General features: G+C 44.8%; 16 protein-coding genes, 3 tRNA genes and 1 rRNA gene. 11 read left to right on the forward strand and 9 right to left on the reverse strand.

Features of this window, described 5'->3' with window-relative positions; genetic code table 11:
- Window positions 1-472: ribosomal RNA gene (locus L5M38_RS04575) — 16S ribosomal RNA — on the reverse strand; the annotation flags it as partial.
- Between the two features lie 719 nt (window positions 473-1,191).
- Window positions 1,192-2,043: a CDP-diacylglycerol--serine O-phosphatidyltransferase gene (gene pssA / locus L5M38_RS04580; protein WP_263178451.1), complete on the reverse strand. Its 852-nt coding sequence runs from the start codon at window positions 2,041-2,043 to the stop codon at window positions 1,192-1,194.
- A gap of 94 nt (window positions 2,044-2,137) precedes the next feature.
- Between pssA and L5M38_RS04585 the strand changes: the two genes are divergently transcribed.
- A complete protein-coding gene (locus L5M38_RS04585) occupies window positions 2,138-2,605 on the forward strand; it encodes a DUF4124 domain-containing protein (protein ID WP_263178452.1) in 468 nt (155 codons plus the stop codon).
- Window positions 2,606-2,883: 278 nt separating this feature from the next.
- Here L5M38_RS04585 and clpB read toward each other — a convergent pair whose 3' ends face one another.
- The 3 genes from clpB to rluD form a co-directional block, all read right to left on the reverse strand.
- Complete coding sequence (clpB, locus tag L5M38_RS04590; protein WP_198573010.1) at window positions 2,884-5,457, reverse strand: ATP-dependent chaperone ClpB; 2,574 nt, start codon at window positions 5,455-5,457, stop codon at window positions 2,884-2,886.
- 199 nt (window positions 5,458-5,656) lie between these two features.
- Entirely contained in the window at window positions 5,657-6,391 is a 735-nt protein-coding gene (pgeF, locus tag L5M38_RS04595; protein ID WP_263178453.1) for a peptidoglycan editing factor PgeF, read from the reverse strand.
- Window positions 6,392-7,366 (reverse strand): 23S rRNA pseudouridine(1911/1915/1917) synthase RluD, encoded by a 975-nt coding sequence (rluD, locus tag L5M38_RS04600; RefSeq protein WP_105249966.1) that lies wholly within the window; start codon window positions 7,364-7,366, stop codon window positions 6,392-6,394.
- Between the two features lie 122 nt (window positions 7,367-7,488).
- On the opposite strand from rluD, the gene L5M38_RS04605 reads away from it, so the two are divergent.
- The 6 genes from L5M38_RS04605 (at window position 7,489) to hmpA (ending at window position 12,085) form a co-directional block, all read left to right on the forward strand.
- Entirely contained in the window at window positions 7,489-8,250 is a 762-nt protein-coding gene (locus L5M38_RS04605) for an outer membrane protein assembly factor BamD (protein WP_105249967.1), read from the forward strand.
- A gap of 228 nt (window positions 8,251-8,478) precedes the next feature.
- Window positions 8,479-8,554 (forward strand) — tRNA-Phe (locus L5M38_RS04610).
- A gap of 54 nt (window positions 8,555-8,608) precedes the next feature.
- A tRNA-Leu gene (locus L5M38_RS04615) sits at window positions 8,609-8,695 on the forward strand.
- Between the two features lie 68 nt (window positions 8,696-8,763).
- Window positions 8,764-8,850 (forward strand) — tRNA-Leu (locus L5M38_RS04620).
- A gap of 165 nt (window positions 8,851-9,015) precedes the next feature.
- Window positions 9,016-10,641, forward strand: a complete 1,626-nt coding sequence (locus tag L5M38_RS04625; RefSeq protein WP_263168023.1) for a methyl-accepting chemotaxis protein — start codon at window positions 9,016-9,018, stop codon at window positions 10,639-10,641.
- A gap of 250 nt (window positions 10,642-10,891) precedes the next feature.
- Complete coding sequence (gene hmpA / locus L5M38_RS04630; protein ID WP_263178454.1) at window positions 10,892-12,085, forward strand: NO-inducible flavohemoprotein; 1,194 nt, start codon at window positions 10,892-10,894, stop codon at window positions 12,083-12,085.
- A gap of 96 nt (window positions 12,086-12,181) precedes the next feature.
- Here the strand turns inward: hmpA and L5M38_RS04635 are convergent, their stop codons facing one another.
- On the reverse strand, window positions 12,182-12,904 hold the full coding sequence (locus L5M38_RS04635) for a pseudouridine synthase (RefSeq protein ID WP_113939923.1): 723 nt from the start codon (window positions 12,902-12,904) through the stop codon (window positions 12,182-12,184).
- A 161-nt stretch (window positions 12,905-13,065) separates the two neighbouring features.
- Between L5M38_RS04635 and L5M38_RS04640 the strand changes: the two genes are divergently transcribed.
- Window positions 13,066-13,992: a TPR end-of-group domain-containing protein gene (locus L5M38_RS04640; RefSeq protein ID WP_212601711.1), complete on the forward strand. Its 927-nt coding sequence runs from the start codon at window positions 13,066-13,068 to the stop codon at window positions 13,990-13,992.
- 106 nt (window positions 13,993-14,098) lie between these two features.
- Here the strand turns inward: L5M38_RS04640 and L5M38_RS04645 are convergent, their stop codons facing one another.
- Window positions 14,099-14,734, reverse strand: coding sequence for a helix-turn-helix transcriptional regulator (locus L5M38_RS04645; RefSeq protein ID WP_263178455.1), 636 nt, complete (start codon window positions 14,732-14,734; stop codon window positions 14,099-14,101).
- Window positions 14,735-14,881: 147 nt separating this feature from the next.
- Between L5M38_RS04645 and L5M38_RS04650 the strand changes: the two genes are divergently transcribed.
- Both L5M38_RS04650 and L5M38_RS04655 read left to right on the forward strand, forming a co-directional pair.
- Complete coding sequence (locus L5M38_RS04650) at window positions 14,882-15,496, forward strand: NADPH-dependent FMN reductase (protein WP_263141525.1); 615 nt, start codon at window positions 14,882-14,884, stop codon at window positions 15,494-15,496.
- A gap of 56 nt (window positions 15,497-15,552) precedes the next feature.
- On the forward strand, window positions 15,553-15,969 hold the full coding sequence (locus tag L5M38_RS04655; protein WP_113939921.1) for a VOC family protein: 417 nt from the start codon (window positions 15,553-15,555) through the stop codon (window positions 15,967-15,969).
- Window positions 15,970-16,047: 78 nt separating this feature from the next.
- On the opposite strand, the gene L5M38_RS04660 is transcribed toward L5M38_RS04655, so the two are convergent.
- The gene (locus tag L5M38_RS04660; RefSeq protein WP_168825047.1) at window positions 16,048-16,386 is read right to left on the reverse strand and encodes a DUF1971 domain-containing protein; all 339 of its coding nucleotides are present in this window, start codon (window positions 16,384-16,386) and stop codon (window positions 16,048-16,050) included.
- 241 nt (window positions 16,387-16,627) lie between these two features.
- Here L5M38_RS04660 and L5M38_RS04665 point away from each other — a divergent pair, with 241 nt between their 5' ends.
- Entirely contained in the window at window positions 16,628-17,098 is a 471-nt protein-coding gene (locus tag L5M38_RS04665; protein WP_219250433.1) for a YcxB family protein, read from the forward strand.
- Window positions 17,099-17,166: 68 nt separating this feature from the next.
- Here L5M38_RS04665 and L5M38_RS04670 read toward each other — a convergent pair whose 3' ends face one another.
- The gene (locus tag L5M38_RS04670; RefSeq protein ID WP_173496958.1) at window positions 17,167-17,730 is read right to left on the reverse strand and encodes an acetate uptake transporter; all 564 of its coding nucleotides are present in this window, start codon (window positions 17,728-17,730) and stop codon (window positions 17,167-17,169) included.
- Window positions 17,731-17,894 lie beyond the last annotated feature (164 nt).

The following is a 17,894-nucleotide window of genomic DNA, read 5'->3' on the forward strand; positions in this document are numbered from 1 at the left end:
CGTATTAAACTACACCCTTTCCTCCCTACTGAAAGTGCTTTACAACCCGAAGGCCTTCTTCACACACGCGGCATGGCTGCATCAGGGTTCCCCCCATTGTGCAATATTCCCCACTGCTGCCTCCCGTAGGAGTCTGGGCCGTGTCTCAGTCCCAGTGTGGCTGATCATCCTCTCAGAACAGCTAGGGATCGTCGCCTTGGTGAGCCATTACCTCACCAACTAGCTAATCCCACCTAGGTTCATCCAATCACGGAAGGCCCGAAGGTCCCCTCCTTTCCCCCGTAGGGCGTATGCGGTATTAGCAGTCGTTTCCAACTGTTATCCCCCTCGACTGGGCAGATCCCTAGGCATTACTCACCCGTCCGCCGCTCGCCGGCAAAGATAGCAAGCTATCTTCCCGCTGCCGCTCGACTTGCATGTGTTAGGCCTGCCGCCAGCGTTCAATCTGAGCCATGATCAAACTCTTCAATTAAAGTTTTGTTGCTTCATCCCGAAGGAATCAGCGGCTCAATGAATTCTGATTTTTTTGTTCCCACTTAAAAGCAGAAACAAACTGTACATATTACTATGAACACTCATTGTTACATTGATTTAAATTTTTGACTGCCAACCCGAAGGTTAAGCAGTTTCGATTAACTCAACACCTGTGAGTGTCCACACAGATTTCTTGTTTTATCTTGTTAAAGAGCAACTCAATATTCGTAAGAGAACTTGAGTACCACACTGAGCGTCGAACGCTTCCAGTTGGCTAGGGCTGCGTATTCTACGCATTTCCCGTTTCGCGTCAAGGAGTTTTTACAAAATTTCTCAACACTCATCAATCAGTAAACTCATTAATGAACTGTCACATCAGGCTGCTTAACGCTGTCTGCCGTGTCAGTGGATGCGCATTATAGGCAGTGAAACTTTTTGTGCAAGGGCTTTTTTAACAATCTGCGCCAAGCGAATAAATAACCACCAAACTGCAGAAATATACTGCAATACTGAGCAATATCGCTGTTTGGGCTGATAAGTTTGGCAGAAGGAATAGCCTATTGCTGGAGTTTTAATAGATTGAATGGGCATAAACAGAAGTTGATAGCTATTTTTCGTAATATCTATCCGCAAACCTCTAAAAGCGTTATGCCCAGTGTGATGTCTTACTCTTGTTTGCACCTAGCTAATGATAAGCACTGATCAAAAGCACGAGCCCTAAGATTTATGCTCTTCTTGTTTTTCTTTTTCGATATTTGTAGCGCTTTGTGTTTGTGCTGCAGCTTGGGTTGAGTGATTGTTCTCGACATTCGTCACCGTATCATCACCGACAATATGCGCGACTTTGAGTTTCCTTACCGTTCTGATAGTAATGATCGGGCCTGAAATCGCATATAAGTAGAAGCCGACACATAAGATCAATGCAGGTTGAACTGACACCACCACAAATACACCGACGACCAGTAAGATCACGATAAAGTTAACCTTGCCACGCCAGTCAATTTCTTTAAAGGAGTGATAGCGGAAATTGCTGACCATCAGTAAACCGGTTGCCGCAGTAACAAGGGCCGCAATCCAACTGATGTTTCTTCCATCGAGACTATATTGATTACCAAGCCAAATACTGCCGGCAATAACAGCTGCGGCTGCCGGGCTGGCGAGACCTTGAAAATAACGCTTATCGGCAACGCCAACTTGCGTATTAAATCGAGCGAGCCTGAGTGCCGCACCTGCACAATAAATAAATGCCGCCAACCAACCAATTTTACCTAAGTCCGCTAATGCCCAATTGTAGGCGAGTAGTGCTGGCGCCATTCCGAAGGACACCATATCGGCCATACTGTCGTATTCGGCACCAAAATCACTTTGGGTATTAGTCAGTCTTGCCACTCGGCCATCGAGCCCATCACAAATCATGGCAATAAAAATGGCTATTGCAGCAGCTTCAAAGTTAGCATTCATGGAAGCTATCACAGCATAAAAGCCAGAAAACAATCCTGCTGTCGTAAAAAGATTAGGCAGTAAATAGATACCTTTATTCTTTACTGTTTGATTTGAAGAATTTTGCATACACTTATTACGCTAGTTCAGTGAAGAGAAGTTAGCTTTCAAGATAACATATTTTATTATCATGTCGATGAGAGACCAGTTAGGGATAATTTCGATGTTAAAAGTGAACATGTTCAGAACAATACTTTATCGATGGCTCTGGCTCGGCCTTTTCATTGGCCCCGTTTCTGCGGGCGTTATTTATACTTGGGTCGATGAAAATGGTGTGACACATTACAGCCAACAAGCCCCGCAACAAGAAAACATCAAAGCAGACAAGCTCTACAGTGAAGATTTAGAGCAGGCGAAAGTGGGTTTTATCGCGCCGATAAAGAAAGTTGAGCCAACTGCTGAAGCCAATGAATTAGAAAAGTCAGCTGCGCTGATTAAAGAAAAAGACGCCCAACAGGCTAAATCCATTTGTGAGAGTGCAAAACACAATTTAGATATTCTCTCGACGCACACTAAGCTTATCCGCCAAACTTCCGATTCGGGTGAATCTGTCGCTATGACTGAGGAGGATCGCCAAGCCTCGATTGCCCAACAGCTGGAAAGAATCAAACTCTTCTGTGATAAGAAGTAGCCAAATTTACTATGCCACTACATTAATGAACAACGATTAACGCTAACGCAATAAAAAAGGAGCCGAGTTAAAAACTCGGCTCCTTTCGTTTTAGCGCGTGAAGCGGGAGCGATACTGACTAAGAAAGCGCTATCTCTTATTGCAAGATAGTTTATTTCAAGCTCGTTCATTCAAGAACGCTTATTTCAGTTCGCCTATTTCAACATATCCAACTTCAAGCATTTGATTAACGTATCGCATTCAAACAACACACTAAGTGACTAGCTACTGGTCACAGGTTATTGCTCGAACACTAACTCGCCACCCGCACAACTGACCTTGATCGGTTTACCCGGTAACAAGTCACCACGCAGTAATTTCTGCGCCAGCGGGTTTTCGACTTCTTGCTGCAATGCCCGTTTCAACGGTCTTGCGCCATACACAGGATCGAAACCAATTTCCGCAATCAGTGATAATGCGTCGTCGGTGATCTCCAATGTATAGTCCTTTTCAGCCAAACGTTGGCGTAAGGAAGCAATCTGTATCGAAGCAATACGCTTGATATTGGCAGCATCCAATGGATGGAACACCACAGATTCATCGATACGGTTTAAAAACTCGGGTCTGAAACTGTGAGTGACCACATTCATTACCGCCGCTTTCATCTCTGCATAGGTCACTTGACCAAATCCTTCTTGGATAATGTCGGAGCCTAAGTTCGAGGTCATGATGATCACTGTATTTCTAAAATCGACAGTACGACCTTGACCATCGGTTAAGCGTCCATCATCAAGCACTTGCAGTAAAATGTTAAACACATCGGGATGCGCTTTCTCGACTTCGTCGAGCAATATCACCGAATAAGGTTTACGACGAACGGCTTCCGTTAAGTAACCGCCCTCTTCATAACCTACGTATCCTGGAGGCGCACCCACTAAGCGCGATACTGAGTGTTTTTCCATAAACTCAGACATATCAATGCGCACTAAGGCCGATTCGGTATCAAATAAGAACCTCGCCAGTGATTTACACAGCTCAGTTTTACCTACACCCGTTGGGCCTAAGAACAGGAAAGAGCCAATCGGGCGATTCGGATCCGCAAGACCCGCACGACTACGACGAATCGCGTTTGCCACCGCATCAACGGCTTCGTTTTGGCCTATCACCCGCTCATGCAGCGCCACTTCCATTTGCAGTAATTTCTCGCGCTCACCTTCAAGCATTTTCGATACGGGTATTCCCGTCGCTTTCGACAAGACTTCGGCGATTTCGAACTCAGTGACCTTGTTACGCAATAACGTCATGTCCTGCATTTCGGCTTGCGATGCCAAATCGAGCTGTTTTTCAAGCTCAGGAATACGACCGTATTGCAACTCAGACATCCGAGTTAAATCACCCGCACGACGCGCCACTTCTAAATCCATTCGAGCCTGTTCGAGATCGGCTTTAATATGCTGAGTTCCCGCTAGTGCGGCTTTTTCAGTACGCCAAATTTCGTTCAACTCTGAAGCTTTAGCTTCAACGTCACGTAATTCCTCTTGCAGATGGTCAAGCCTGCGACGACTCGCCTCATCATTTTCTTTGGCTAACGCTTGCTCCTCCAGTTTGAGCTGGATAGCACGTCGTTCAAGCCGGTCGAGTGACTCAGGTTTTGAGTCCATCTGCATGCGGATGCTCGATGCCGCTTCGTCGATCAAATCGATCGCTTTATCGGGTAACTTACGGTCCGACACATAACGGTGCGACATAGTCGCCGCCGCCACAATCGCCGGATCGGTAATTTCCACATGGTGATGCAGCTCGTAACGTTCTTTCAGGCCACGCAAAATGGCGATGGTGTCTTCAACGCTTGGCTCATCCACCAGCACTTTTTGGAAACGACGTTCAAGCGCCGCATCTTTTTCAATATACTGACGATACTCATCAAGCGTTGTCGCACCCACACAGTGCAAGTCACCACGCGCTAACGCAGGTTTGAGCATGTTACCCGCATCCATTGCGCCTTCACCTTTACCGGCGCCGACCATAGTATGTAGCTCGTCGATGAAGAGGATCACTTGACCTTCTTCCTGCGCCAGCTCATTAAGTACCGCTTTTAAACGCTCTTCGAACTCACCACGATATTTAGCACCCGCAATCAATGAGCCCATATCGAGGGATAAGACACGCTTATTTTTAATGCCCTCGGGGACTTCACCATTAACGATACGCTGGGCAAGTCCTTCAACAATCGCCGTTTTACCCACACCCGGTTCACCGATAAGGACGGGGTTATTTTTACTGCGACGTTGTAACACTTGGATCGTACGGCGAATTTCATCGTCACGGCCGATCACAGGATCTAACTTGCCTTGTTCGGCTCGCTCGGTGAGATCGATAGTAAACTTCTTCAACGCTTGGCGTTGATCTTCAGCGTTCGGATCATCCACTTTTTGGCCGCCGCGCATTTGTTCAATGGTTTGTTCCATCAACTCTTTGGTCGCGCCGGCTTTTTTCAACGCTTGTGCAAGAGCATCGGCACCTTCTAACGCAGCTAATACAAATAATTCGCTAGAGATATATTTATCTTTACGCTTTTGCGCCAATTTATCGCACAGATTTAATAAACGGATTAAACCTTGGGATAATTGTACATCGCCGCCAGTCCCTTCAACTTGAGGTAAGCGTTCCAGCTCTTGACTCAAGAGCGATCGCAGCGCACTCACTCGAATGCCAGCTTGGGTCAATAAGGGATGGATTGAACCTGAATCTTGGTTCAACAATGCCATCATCAAATGCAGCGGTTCAATAAACTGATGATCACGCCCAAGTGCGAGTGACTGGGCATCAGAGATGGCAAGCTGAAATTTATTGGTCATACGATCGAGTCGCATACAGCCTCCTAACACTCATATAGTAGAGATATGCCAATCCACAAGACATCTTGCCAATTTAGTGGTTTTAAAATCAGTACCGCTAATGGAGAGATCTAAATAGGATTGGTATTACATTTCGTTAGTTAAAAGATGGGGGCTATTTAGCCAAATTCAAGCGAATAACGCGCAAATAAATACAAACTGTAGGGGAATTAGCTTAAGACTTAAGCCAGATCAATGAAGCCATGCGTCCCGTCACCTTATCGCGACGATAAGAGAAGTAATCCGTGTCGCTGACTGTGCAGATATCTGCGCTATAAATATGGTTTATCCCGAGTAAACTCAAGCGTAATGTAGCCAAGCCAATAATATCGGCAAGATACTTGTTACCACTTGGAATAAAACACACTGCCGCTTGCGGATGTAAAGTACAAAAGGCTTGCTGTACTTCAACACCGACTTCAAATTTTTGTGGACCAATAGCCGGACCGAGGTAGGCAATCAACTCATCCATAGGTGAACTAAACTGCGCCGCGGTGGCCTCAATCACGCCATCACATAAACCACGCCAACCGGCATGGGCTGCAGCCACTTCGGTTCCCGCTTGATTACACAACAACACAGGTAAACAATCGGCAGTCATTATAGCGCAAACTTGGCTAGCCGTTTGGCTGTAACTGGCATCGGCAATCGGTGTATCCACAGCAGGAGCTAAGCTCCGCGCATCTAAATTAAGCACATGAGTACCATGCACTTGCTCGAGCCAGACAGGATCTGCGGTTAACGCTAATTGTTTGCAGAGTAATTCACGATTAGCCATCACCAGCTCAGGCGCATCACCGACGTGCAGTCCAAGATTCAAACTATCATAGGGATGCACGCTCACACCGCCATGACGATTTGTCATAGCGATACCGACATTAGCAGGAACAGGCCAATCGTGATTAAACACTTACAAATACTCGATCGGATGCTCGACCGTGTCTTGACGCAGTGCTTTAGTCAAAATCACCATGTCTTCAGGAATTGGCGCGTGCCAGCTCATGATTTCACAACTCACAGGGTGCGCTAATTCAAGACGCACAGCGTGCAGCGCTTGGCGCTTGAAGTTTTTCAGAATATCAAAAAACTCTGGGCTGGCCCATTTCGGCGGTTTTGGACGACCACCATACACAGGATCGCCCACTAATACGTGGCCTATGTATTCCATGTGCACACGAATTTGGTGAGTACGACCCGATTCAAGGCGCAATCTTAGACGAGTGTGGTTACGGAATTTTTCCGCCACACGATAATGCGTCACAGCAGGTTTACCTGAGTGATGCACCGCCATATGAGTACGTTTCGTTGGATGACGACCAATCGGCTCATCAACAGTACCGCCACCTGTCATAGTCCCCATCACAATCGCTTCGTATTCACGAGTGATTTCACGGGCCTGCAAGGCGGCAACTAAATGGGTTTGCGCTTCAACGGTTTTGGCTACAACCATTAAACCTGTAGTATCCTTGTCCAGACGGTGCACAATACCAGCACGTGGTACATGCTCAATATCGGGACAATGGTGCAACAGTGCATTCATCAAAGTGCCATCGGCATTGCCAGCACCAGGGTGAACCACGAGTCCCGCTTGCTTGTTGATCACAATAATGTCGTCATCTTCATAGACGATATCCAGATCAATGGCCTGTGCCGCTGCGTGAACTTCTTCTTCAAGAGTGGCATCTATGAGTATCTGTTGCAGCTCATAAACTTTCTCTCGGGGCTTATTAACGACAACGCCGTCAACATAAACTGCATCAGATAGGATCCATTCCTTGATGCGCGTGCGCGAGTAATCTGGGAACAACTCTGCTAGGGCCTGATCTAATCTCAGTCCAGTTTGTGTTGCCGAAATCTCGCTTTTTAGATTAATCTCTTGTGTCATAGGAACCGTATCCCCATTTAGGGGTCAAAAAATGTGTGCTATCTGTTACAATCGGATGTTTTCTATTTTATAGTGAAATGGAAAAATTCTTAACTACAACTTAAAAAGAATTGAATTCAAGTATGTATAAATTTTCCAAAGGCGTTACCTTAGTCCTATTTTCACTAGCGTTATCAGCCTGTAGCAGCAGCCCTGATGATAACGATATTGCCGCCAAAACGTCACCTGATGTACTTTATACTCAGGCAAGAACCTCTATGGAGCTTGGCAATTACTCTAAAGCTGTCCGTTCTTTGGAAGCGCTAGACTCACGCTTCCCCTTCGGACCTCACAAAACTCAAGTCCAGTTAGACCTGATATATGCTTACTATAAAATGGACGATGTCGCTTCTGGTATTGCGAACATAGACAGATTTATCCGTCTTAATCCAACTCATCCAGATGTAGACTATGTGTTCTATATGCGCGGTTTAGTGAACATGCAAGCCGACAATTACATGTTCCACGACATGCTTAATATCGACCGAACCGATCGTGACCCTAAAAATGCTCAAGATGCTTTCAAAGATTTTGATCGTCTTATCAAAACCTACCCTAACAGCAAATATGCCGCCGATGCGCAAAAACGCATGTTAGCGCTGAAGAATCGCTTAGCAAAATATTCAATTCAAGTTGCCGAGTATTATCTCAAGATGAATGCATGGAGCGCCGCAGCAATCCGAGCACAATCTGTAATGGAAACATACCCTGGCACCCCTTCAAATGAACGGGCATTAGAGATAATGATAGAAGCTTATGGCGAATTAGGTCAGAGCAAGCTGAAGCAAAACGTGCTCATGGTAATGCAAGCTAACTTCCCAAACAATGAAATCTTATCAAACTAACCGAGAATGCCCCTTTAATAGGGGCATTTTTTTGCTTGGTGACCCTAATAAGCCATAAATAGATAACGCTAAGTTCTCAGTGTGGATAGTGGTTTGGCTATTTTTACATCCTCAATACCAACACAAATGACACTTTCGTGTAAATCTTATCCAACTGAGTCACTTTTTCCGTTATTTAGTAAAAATCTATTGACTCAAAACCCGAAAAGCCTTTAAATTGCGCCCGTCGCCCGAATAGCTCAGTCGGTAGAGCAGAGGATTGAAAATCCTCGTGTCCCTGGTTCGATTCCGGGTTCGGGCACCATCTTTAAATGGGTTGCGATAGCGACTTATGTTAGAGAACTGCGATAGGTACAGTGCAGGTGTGGTGGAATTGGTAGACACGCCAGCTTCAGGTGCTGGTGCTCGCAAGGGCGTGGAGGTTCAAGTCCTCTCACCTGTACCAAATTGCAGTTCAAAAGTTAAGATTCACAGTGTTAAGATTGTCAATTCGATGAAATATCGAATAGCCATGCAGATGTGGTGGAATTGGTAGACACGCCAGCTTCAGGTGCTGGTGCTCGCAAGGGCGTGGAGGTTCAAGTCCTCTCATCTGTACCAACATTTAAACCTCGCCAAGCGAGGTTTTTTTGTATCTGAAGCAAAATAAATTTTCTGTAACTCCCCCCTCTTTCCTCAGATTTGCTATACCTATTGTTACAGACTCATCATAGGGATAGATAGAGTTCTGCCTAAAGGACTCTTTAGTTCACTGAGGCTATCCATATGAACGGTTTACAAATAAAACAAAAAATGTTTATCGGCATTCTGGTTCCCCTTTTAATGCTAATGACGATTGGTTTTCTCGCCATTAATATGATGGGTAAAATTGAATCGGGTGTTGAACGTATCTATGGCGATAGAGTTGTGCCACTAGACGATTTAAAAGTGATTGCTGATAAGTACGCGGTCGATGTTATCGATGCGGTCAATAAGGCGAACGCGGGTGGTTTCACCGCCTCTCAAGCAGCTGAAGCACTAGACAGTGCCAAATCTACCATTACCCAGCATTGGCAAAAATACTTAGCCACTGAACTTACCTCAGAAGAATCCCGACTCGTAAAACAAGCCGAAGTACTGTTCTCACCCGCGAATCAACAGATTGACACACTGATCTCACGCTTAAGAGGATTAAATGGTGATGTATCAAGCCAATTATCGGCCAATATCCTGCCGCTTTACCAAGTAATAGACCCCATCAGTAACCAAATATCTGAACTGATTGCACTGCAAATTCGCGTGGCAGGCGAAGAAAAAGATCGTGTGAATGCCATTTACCAATCTTCAATCACTATTTTTGTAGCATTAGCCTGTGCCGCCATGATTATCAGTATTGTGATTGGGCTCTGGGTCAATCGCAGCGTGATGAATCCTATTAATGACATTCTCAGTAAACTTAAGCTAATCCATCAAGACTCAGATCTTACCGTCAAATTCACTACTTTTAATCACGATGAGCTAGGACAAATATCCACTAGCCTCACCCAAGTTATTGAACACTTGCGGGGCATTCTTCATTCGATTGCCGAAGCGGCAAATACCGTTAATAGTTCAGCAAATGAGTTAAGCAGCTTCACGCAGGCAACCAATAAACGTATGCAACAGCAGCAAGCCGAAACGGAGCAAACTGCAACGGCCATGAATGAGATGACGGCAACGGTTGCAGAAGTCGCCCAAAGCGCATCTGCGGCGGCAGATTCAGCCAAAGATGCCGACACCTATGCAGCCAATGGCAATAATATTGTGATGCAATCGATTAGCAGTATGTCGCAATTATCTGATCAAATTCAAAAAACGGCACAAGTCATTGGATTTCTGTCTAATGAAAGCCAAAATATCGGCCGCGTACTCGATGTGATAAAAAGCATTGCCGAGCAAACCAATCTATTGGCATTAAATGCCGCCATTGAAGCAGCCCGTGCGGGGGAACAAGGCCGCGGCTTTGCAGTCGTTGCGGATGAAGTGCGGACCCTTGCGCAGCGCACCCAAAAGTCTACCCAAGAAATTGAGGCCATGATTGCCACACTGCAACAAGGCGTTAAAGAAGCAGTTAACGCTATGGAAATAGGTATAAATCAAGTAGATGATGCTAATGATAAAGCTAATCAAGCAGGCCAAGCACTGAAAGAAATCGTCTCCTCAGTAGATAGCATCACTGAACTTAATACTCATATTGCGACCGCTGCCGAAGAACAAAGTAGCGTTGCCGAAAGCATTAATCGTAGTATTATTGCCATCAGCGATATTGCCGAACATTCCACCGCATCGGCGGCTGAATTAAGTGAATCTGTGGTTAATTTAACTAAACTCGCCAACAGTATGCGCAATCAAGTGAGTGCATTTAAACTCTAAGTCAAAAAACCACACTATGACTGCAATAAGCTTTGCTGTTGCAGTTAACCTCCCCCATTACCTCTGTAATACATTGAAATAATATATTTATTTATCATTTCCCAATCTCATACCCGCTTTGATAAAGCACTTCAAATGACCTTAATCACGCTTATCGATAGCACGAATTGCGATCATCACTATTGATCCAAATCAAATAGATCTTTAAACTTATTTAACATTCATAATATTTGCACGTTAAGGATTTTCTATGTTGGACAGCCGTACAATCCAAGTTATCAAGAGCACTATCCCCTTACTCGAATCCGCAGGCCCTGCGCTGACGACCCATTTTTATGAACGTATGTTCAAACATAATCCTGAACTAAAAGATGTATTTAACTTGGCACACCAGCATTCTGGTGGCCAGCCTGTTGCCCTATTCAACGCCGTCGCGGCTTATGCTAAAAATATTGAAAACTTAGCGGTGCTAAGTTCGACTGTCGAGCGCATTGCCCAAAAACATACAGGCTTTCTGATCAAGCCTGAGCAATATGCGATCGTCGGCAGCCACTTATTGGCCACCCTTAAAGAGTTAGGCGGCGATGCAGTAACAGAAGAAGTATTAGAAGCTTGGGCGCAGGCCTATGGATTTTTAGCAGATATATTTATTCAACGAGAAGCTCAAATTTATCAGTCACATGCAGAACAAGATGGCGGTTGGTTGGGTGAGCGTCAGTTTATCATTAGTGCGAAAAAGACTGAGTCCACAGTCATTACCTCCTTCATATTGACGCCCGAAGACGGTAAGCCAGTTAAAGATTTCATTCCCGGCCAGTATTTAAGTTTGAAGCTAAAACATCCCAATTTAGCATATGAAGAAATCCGCCAATATTCCCTATCCGATGCACCGAATGGCAACAACTACCGCATCAGTGTGAAACGTGAATTAGGTGGCCAAGTGTCTAATCTGCTACACGATACCATGCATATCGGTGACAAAATTGCAGTTATGCCGCCGGCGGGAGATTTTATCTTAGAAGTCGGGGCGGACATCCCCGTAGTGCTCATTTCGGCAGGAGTGGGTCAAACACCGATGAAAAGCATGTTGAATCAATTGATCAAGTTGCAACATCCAAGTGCTATTACTTGGCTACATGCCTGTGAGCAAGGTGATGTACATGGTTTCAAACAGGCTATTCACACCAAGCGCCAGCAACATCATAATCTGAAGAGCCATGTTTGGTATCGCAAGCCGAGTTCAACCGATGTGGTAGGTACAGATTATGATTTTGAAGGACAAATGGAATTAAGCAAAGTCGCAGATCAACTGCTTCCCCATGCACGTTACTATTTCTGCGGGCCTATTGGATTCATGTCAGCCATCAAGCAACAATTACTCGTTCTGGGTGTATCAACTGAAAACATGCACTATGAAGTATTCGGCCCCCACGCCGATCTCTAATCCCATGTCACGGGCTTGGGACACTTGACTCTCAAGTCCATTTTTATATTTAGAATCCGCAGAATAATGGCTAATAAATTGAAGTGCTCTATGTCTCTAAGCTACCGGTTTACAGCGGATAGAAGCCACTTCTGCGGCAGTCAGCACACGACTTTTGCCCGACGCCAGAGCTTCATCCAACACAATATCACCTATTGATAATCTATGTAGACCAACAACTGGGTTTCGAAAGCGACCAAACATCCGCTTAATTTGATGGTACTTACCTTCCTTTAAAGTCACTTCAGCAACATGATCAGCAAGGATCACCAATTTAGCAGGCTGAGTCATTATATCTTCAAAGCTGAAATACATACCTTCGGCAAATGCGGCGATATATTCTTCAGTTAATGGATTAGCTAAGGTGACGCGATACACTTTATCGACCTTATGCGTCGGTGACATTAGTGCATCAGACCAGCGGCTGTCATTGGTCAGTAATAACAAACCCGAAGAATTTAAATCTAGTCTACCCGCGATATGTAACTCATCACGGGCTTCGCAATCGAGCAAATCAATCACGGTTTTATGCTGAGTATCTTTAGTCGCGCTCACCACGCCAATCGGCTTATGCAACATCAAATAAACTGGCGTGTTGGCCTGTAATATTTGCCCATCGAGTTGGATGTGAGAAAACTCATCCACTTGCCTATTCATGTCCTTCACTATCAATCCATCAACGCGTACTCGGCCCAAGAGTAACAGTTCACGTACCGCTTTACGGTGAGTGTGTAACTGGGTACAGAGATAACGATCGAGTCGGCCGCGCTTAGACTGCATAACACCACAAATGACGAAATATGAATGGGATAGCCATTCTAGCAGGATGCGAGTTCAGGTCATAGCGAGCCAATACAGTAAGCATCACAGATGCTTATTTAGAGCAAAATTAGATCAAACTAGGCAAAATTTGTTAAGCTAGGCGTTCAATTCATCTTATTGTGAGTGGTTACCGCATCAAAAACTTATCTGCAAGTCCCGTTATGATACGTTCGAACCTGCTATTTTTAGCCTTGTTTTTAGTGATACTCGCGAGCTCATTCTTCACTCAAGCGAGCGATGCAGTAAATCCCCCTGAAGCGCCTCAACCTTTCGCCATCCATGATAAACCGCTGATAGAGCGCTACGTCTTCGATGAACTCAAATCCCTCAGATACGATCAACAGGATCTTGAGCGGCGCCTCACCATAGATATCACAGATCGCGAACTGGCCGTTGCCGACAAGTCGATGAATTACGCCAATGTCACTGTCACCTACTTCTTTTATATGATCGCCGGCGTCGCCTCTTTAGTTGCCTTTATCGGTTGGCAATCACTACGGGAAATCAAGACACATACCGCCAAACTGGCCGCGAATCAGCTGCAGAGTATTGCCGAACAATACGAAGAAAAGTTCAAATTACTCGAGCAAGAACTCAAGCATAAGAGTCGTACTATCACAGATAATAATCGTGAAATAGAAGTGATTAATGAAATTCATAATCTGTGGCTACGCGCCCAAAGTGCCCAGACACCCGAACAAAAAATTGAAGTCTACGATGAAATCCTCACGATTCGACCTGGAGACTTGGAAGCGCTGACCTACAAGGCCGATGCCGCAATGGAAATGCGCGAATTTAATTGGGCACAAAGCCTATGTAATCGTGTTTTGGAAGTTGACCCGACTAACGCCCATGCTTTTTATCAAAGAGCCTGCGCCTTTGCGTGTTTAGGTGTTGAAGATAGGGCAATTTCTGATTTGGAACGCGCCATCCATAACAGCGCATCCTTCAAAGAGCTAGCGTTGGATGAAGCTGATTTCTCACAACTTAAAGGACATCCTCGTTTCGAAACCTTATTGGCCTATCACGAACCTGATAAGCCCTAAGCTCCTAAGTTTAAGCCCAGAACGAATGCTTAATATGTAGCGTTAGCTTTCAGTGACGTTTTATCCCACAGATAAAACGCCTCAAGCAAACAACTTAAGTGCACTACTAGGCTATCGTCGCAACTTTAATTACCGCAATCTTATATGCACAGCGGCGAGCACCTTCGATGATATGTTCTTCGCGGCTCACCACGGCAATATCAGCGAATAACTGCTGGAAAAGTTGCAACTCAGAGCGGCAAAAGTTCAAACACTTAGTCGCTGCGGCGCAGATTGGACAATGATTTTCGAGTAAAAAATACACGCCATCGATGTGTTCCATGGTCGCCATATAACCTTCGTTCGAGCGTAATTTCGCAAGTATGGCCAAACGTGTCGGAATATCAGTAGCACCTTCCATTGCCGCACGATATTGGACTAACGCACTTTGCTCCCTGTGACCGATAAGCTTATCCAAGCCTTGGTCGCCAAAGATCATTTTTACCGAGTCAATTAGCTGTACCGTCAATTCCTCATGGCGATCGGCAAAGTGAGTACGGCTTTGTTCGGTCAATCCCCAGTAACGTGTTGGGCGACCGCGGCCTTCAACTCGATCCTCAATATCCACATCACCCATATCTTCCAAAGCTTGCAGATGTTGACGCACCCCCATAGTCGTTAACGCCAATTCCTCCGCTAAGGTTTTAGCGGTAAGCGGGCCATGCAACTTGAGTAATTGAATAATCTTATCAGTAGTTTTCATTGAGTCTCCCCGATTTCAGCCGAAGCATTATCTCCCAATCTCCGCTGCTTTAACAGATTAAATAAACTTTTTTATTTACTTTATCCTTTACAAGATTAAGTAAAGCAATTACCTTACAAATGATTTATAAACAAATAGGTTTACTTAATGAAATTACTCATCATCAGCACCAGCCAAAGACCCGATTCACAAAGTGCTAAAGTCGGTCGTTATATCGCCGAAAGCAGTTTCTCATCTCCTCACAGCATGGGTTACGACACGATACATCACTTAGAACTATGCCTGTTTAATCTGCCATTTTGGGACGGAGAAGAAGACAACAAAGGTGAACACTGGCCCGAAATAGAGCACAGAGTCGATGAAGCCGATGCGCTAGTGCTGATCACCCCAGAATGGGGCGGCATGGCATCACCATTACTGAAGAACTTTTTGTTGATGTGTACTCGCGAAGAAACCGCCCATAAACCCGCCTTATTAGTTTCAATATCGGATGGTATTAGCGGTACCTACCCTATCGTTGAAGTGAAGATGAATGCCCTTAAAAACAATAAATTAGTGCCCATACCCGATCACTTAATCATCCGAAATGTCAGCCATGTACTCAATGCAATCCCTGAGAGTGCCCGCGATATCGCGCTTAGGGAAAGAGTGCAATACAGCTTATATATGCTGCATCAATACGCCCAAGCATTAGCCCCCATTCGTGAACAACATGCCAATCAAGCGTACCCAAAACAGCAGGAATACTGTTACGGTATGTAAGCGGCTTGAGATTTTAACCACCAGCAACAGACTAAAATCATTACAAGGAACGCATTATGATTCATTTAGAGCATATCAATTTAGTGGTAGATGACATCCCCGCAGCACTGCGCTTTTATCAAGCGGCTTTCCCCCATTGGCGTGTTCGCGGTGGCGATAAAGGCACTTGGTACGGCAAACCCCGTAATTGGATTCATTTTGGCGATGATTATCAATACATTGCTTTTAGTGACAATGGTGAAGGTGAAAACCGCGATTTGGCAGGTCATCAAATTGGACTGGCACATTTTGCCTTTGTGACCGACAACTTAGATGCTGTGATAGCAAGACTGACCCAGGCAGGTTTCCCTATTGCCAAAGATGGTATGGACGATCCCTATCGACGCAATATTTACTTCTTCGATGCCCATGGCTTTGAAGTGGAATTTGTGGAGTATTTAACTGATATTCCAACGGAACGAAATCGCTATTAGCTAGCGTAAATCGTTATTAAAAAGAAGTAGCCAAGAACCGCTTGTAGTGAATAGGGTGTAAGAGCTAGGTACTAGACACTATTCGCTTCGCTCGGATTGTTGCTGCGCCACAATGGCCGAATCCTTATGGGCATAAAAGTGGAGTCTAAACTGAGTATCTTCGGTCAGTAGCTCCACTTTATGCCAATATTCAGGATGTGAAATGGCGGTTTCACCTGCGCGAATAATAATTTCTTTATCTAACTCGCCCCTGCTACCCGTATAGCCATAAAACTTTAAGCTGCCCGTTAACACTTGGATTTGCCCATATACGCCAGCCTTAGTATTGTGCATGTGCAGCAACATTTTAGGGACGTTGTCATGGTTGAAAACCGGCGTTGATTTGTAATTTACAAAATCTTTGGGGACTAAGGCCATGATGTTTTGCACTCCTTGTGTCAAATCACGAAAATCGAACAATGCTTACGGCAAGACTAATATAGCCGTTGCCGTATTTCTGTCCAACTCATATCTTGACCTGTATAAACGAGCGGGTTTGAACGTCGAATTTGAAAACACCAAAGTGCTCATTCATGCTTGCAATAGCAAGGTTAGTTACTTTCATCACTGTAATCGCTACACTAGCCCGCATTAAGTGCCACCTCAATTAGATGACATGATGCCAACGCCCTATTCATACTCCACAACGTATATTTTAGATAAAGCCCATTTCGATGAATGCTATACGCAATCAGTGGTACCAGATCCCACGCTCAAACCTTACTACAAAGCCATTGGATTAACCCTGATAGGTATCGCGCTTATTTTCACCGATATTAGCCTTTATTTAGCTTACTTTTTTGTTGGGTTAGGTGTTATCGAAGCGCTCAATGTGAAGTATCACAAAGCATGGTGGTTGATGCGTCAGATGATGAGTAAAGCGGCCAGCAATGAGGTCACACTCACCATTGATGAGCAAGGGATTCACACTCAATCGATGTCTGTGACCAGCCAAATTTTATGGACCGACATTTACCGAATTAAAGAAACTGAAAAAGGCTTCTTGATCACCCACAAGGCAGGCACGAGTTATGTTTCCCTTCGTAGCTTAGATGAAGCAGCTGTGGCCTATATTAAAACTAAAATCTAGTACAGCTAACACCCATAAAAAAGGCTGATCTTCATCAGCCTTTTTTACAGCTCTGCATTGCCGAATTGTTATTTTTTCAATTCACCCACCGGTAAAATCGCACGGCCATACTCATTATTAAGCACCTGCGCCATCGCAAAATAAATCGCACTTGCGCCGCAAAGTATCCCTTCAAAGCCCGCAATAGTGCCAATCAAGGCGCTACCCGTAAAATCACGCGCCGCCAGCAGAAAAAATAAGATAGTCAAAGAAGCAAACACAAACTGTTTGGCTCTTGGATAACGCAAAGAACCCACAAACATAAATGCCGTGAATATGCCCCAAAGCGTTAAATACCAGCCCATAAAATACGTTGGACTCGCCGCAATGCCAGCATTAGGCATTAAAATGAGGCCCACTAGCGTTAACCAAAACAAACCGTATGAGGTAAATGCCGTCGTACCGAAAGTATCGCCGCGCATGAAACACATAATCCCCACAATCACTTGACCAATGCCACCGTAAAAAATCCCCATGGCTAAGATCATAGAATCAATAGGGAAATATCCCGCATTATGAATGTTTAACAAAATTGTTGTCATACCAAAGCCCATTAAACCTAATGGCGCTGGATTAGCCAGTTTTGTAGACACAGAGTTCCCCTAGAGAAAAATCAACAATTCAATAAAAATCAATAGCATTTGCCATTAATCTTATGCACGCGCACCTGCGAGAGCGGCGCATTCTAGAGGATAGCTATAATCTTAGCAATGTAATCATCAAAAACAAACGAACACATAAAAATAAACAATAAAAA

This window comes from Shewanella sp. SM101 (genome assembly GCF_025654465.1).
Lineage (GTDB): Bacteria > Pseudomonadota > Gammaproteobacteria > Enterobacterales > Shewanellaceae > Shewanella > Shewanella oncorhynchi.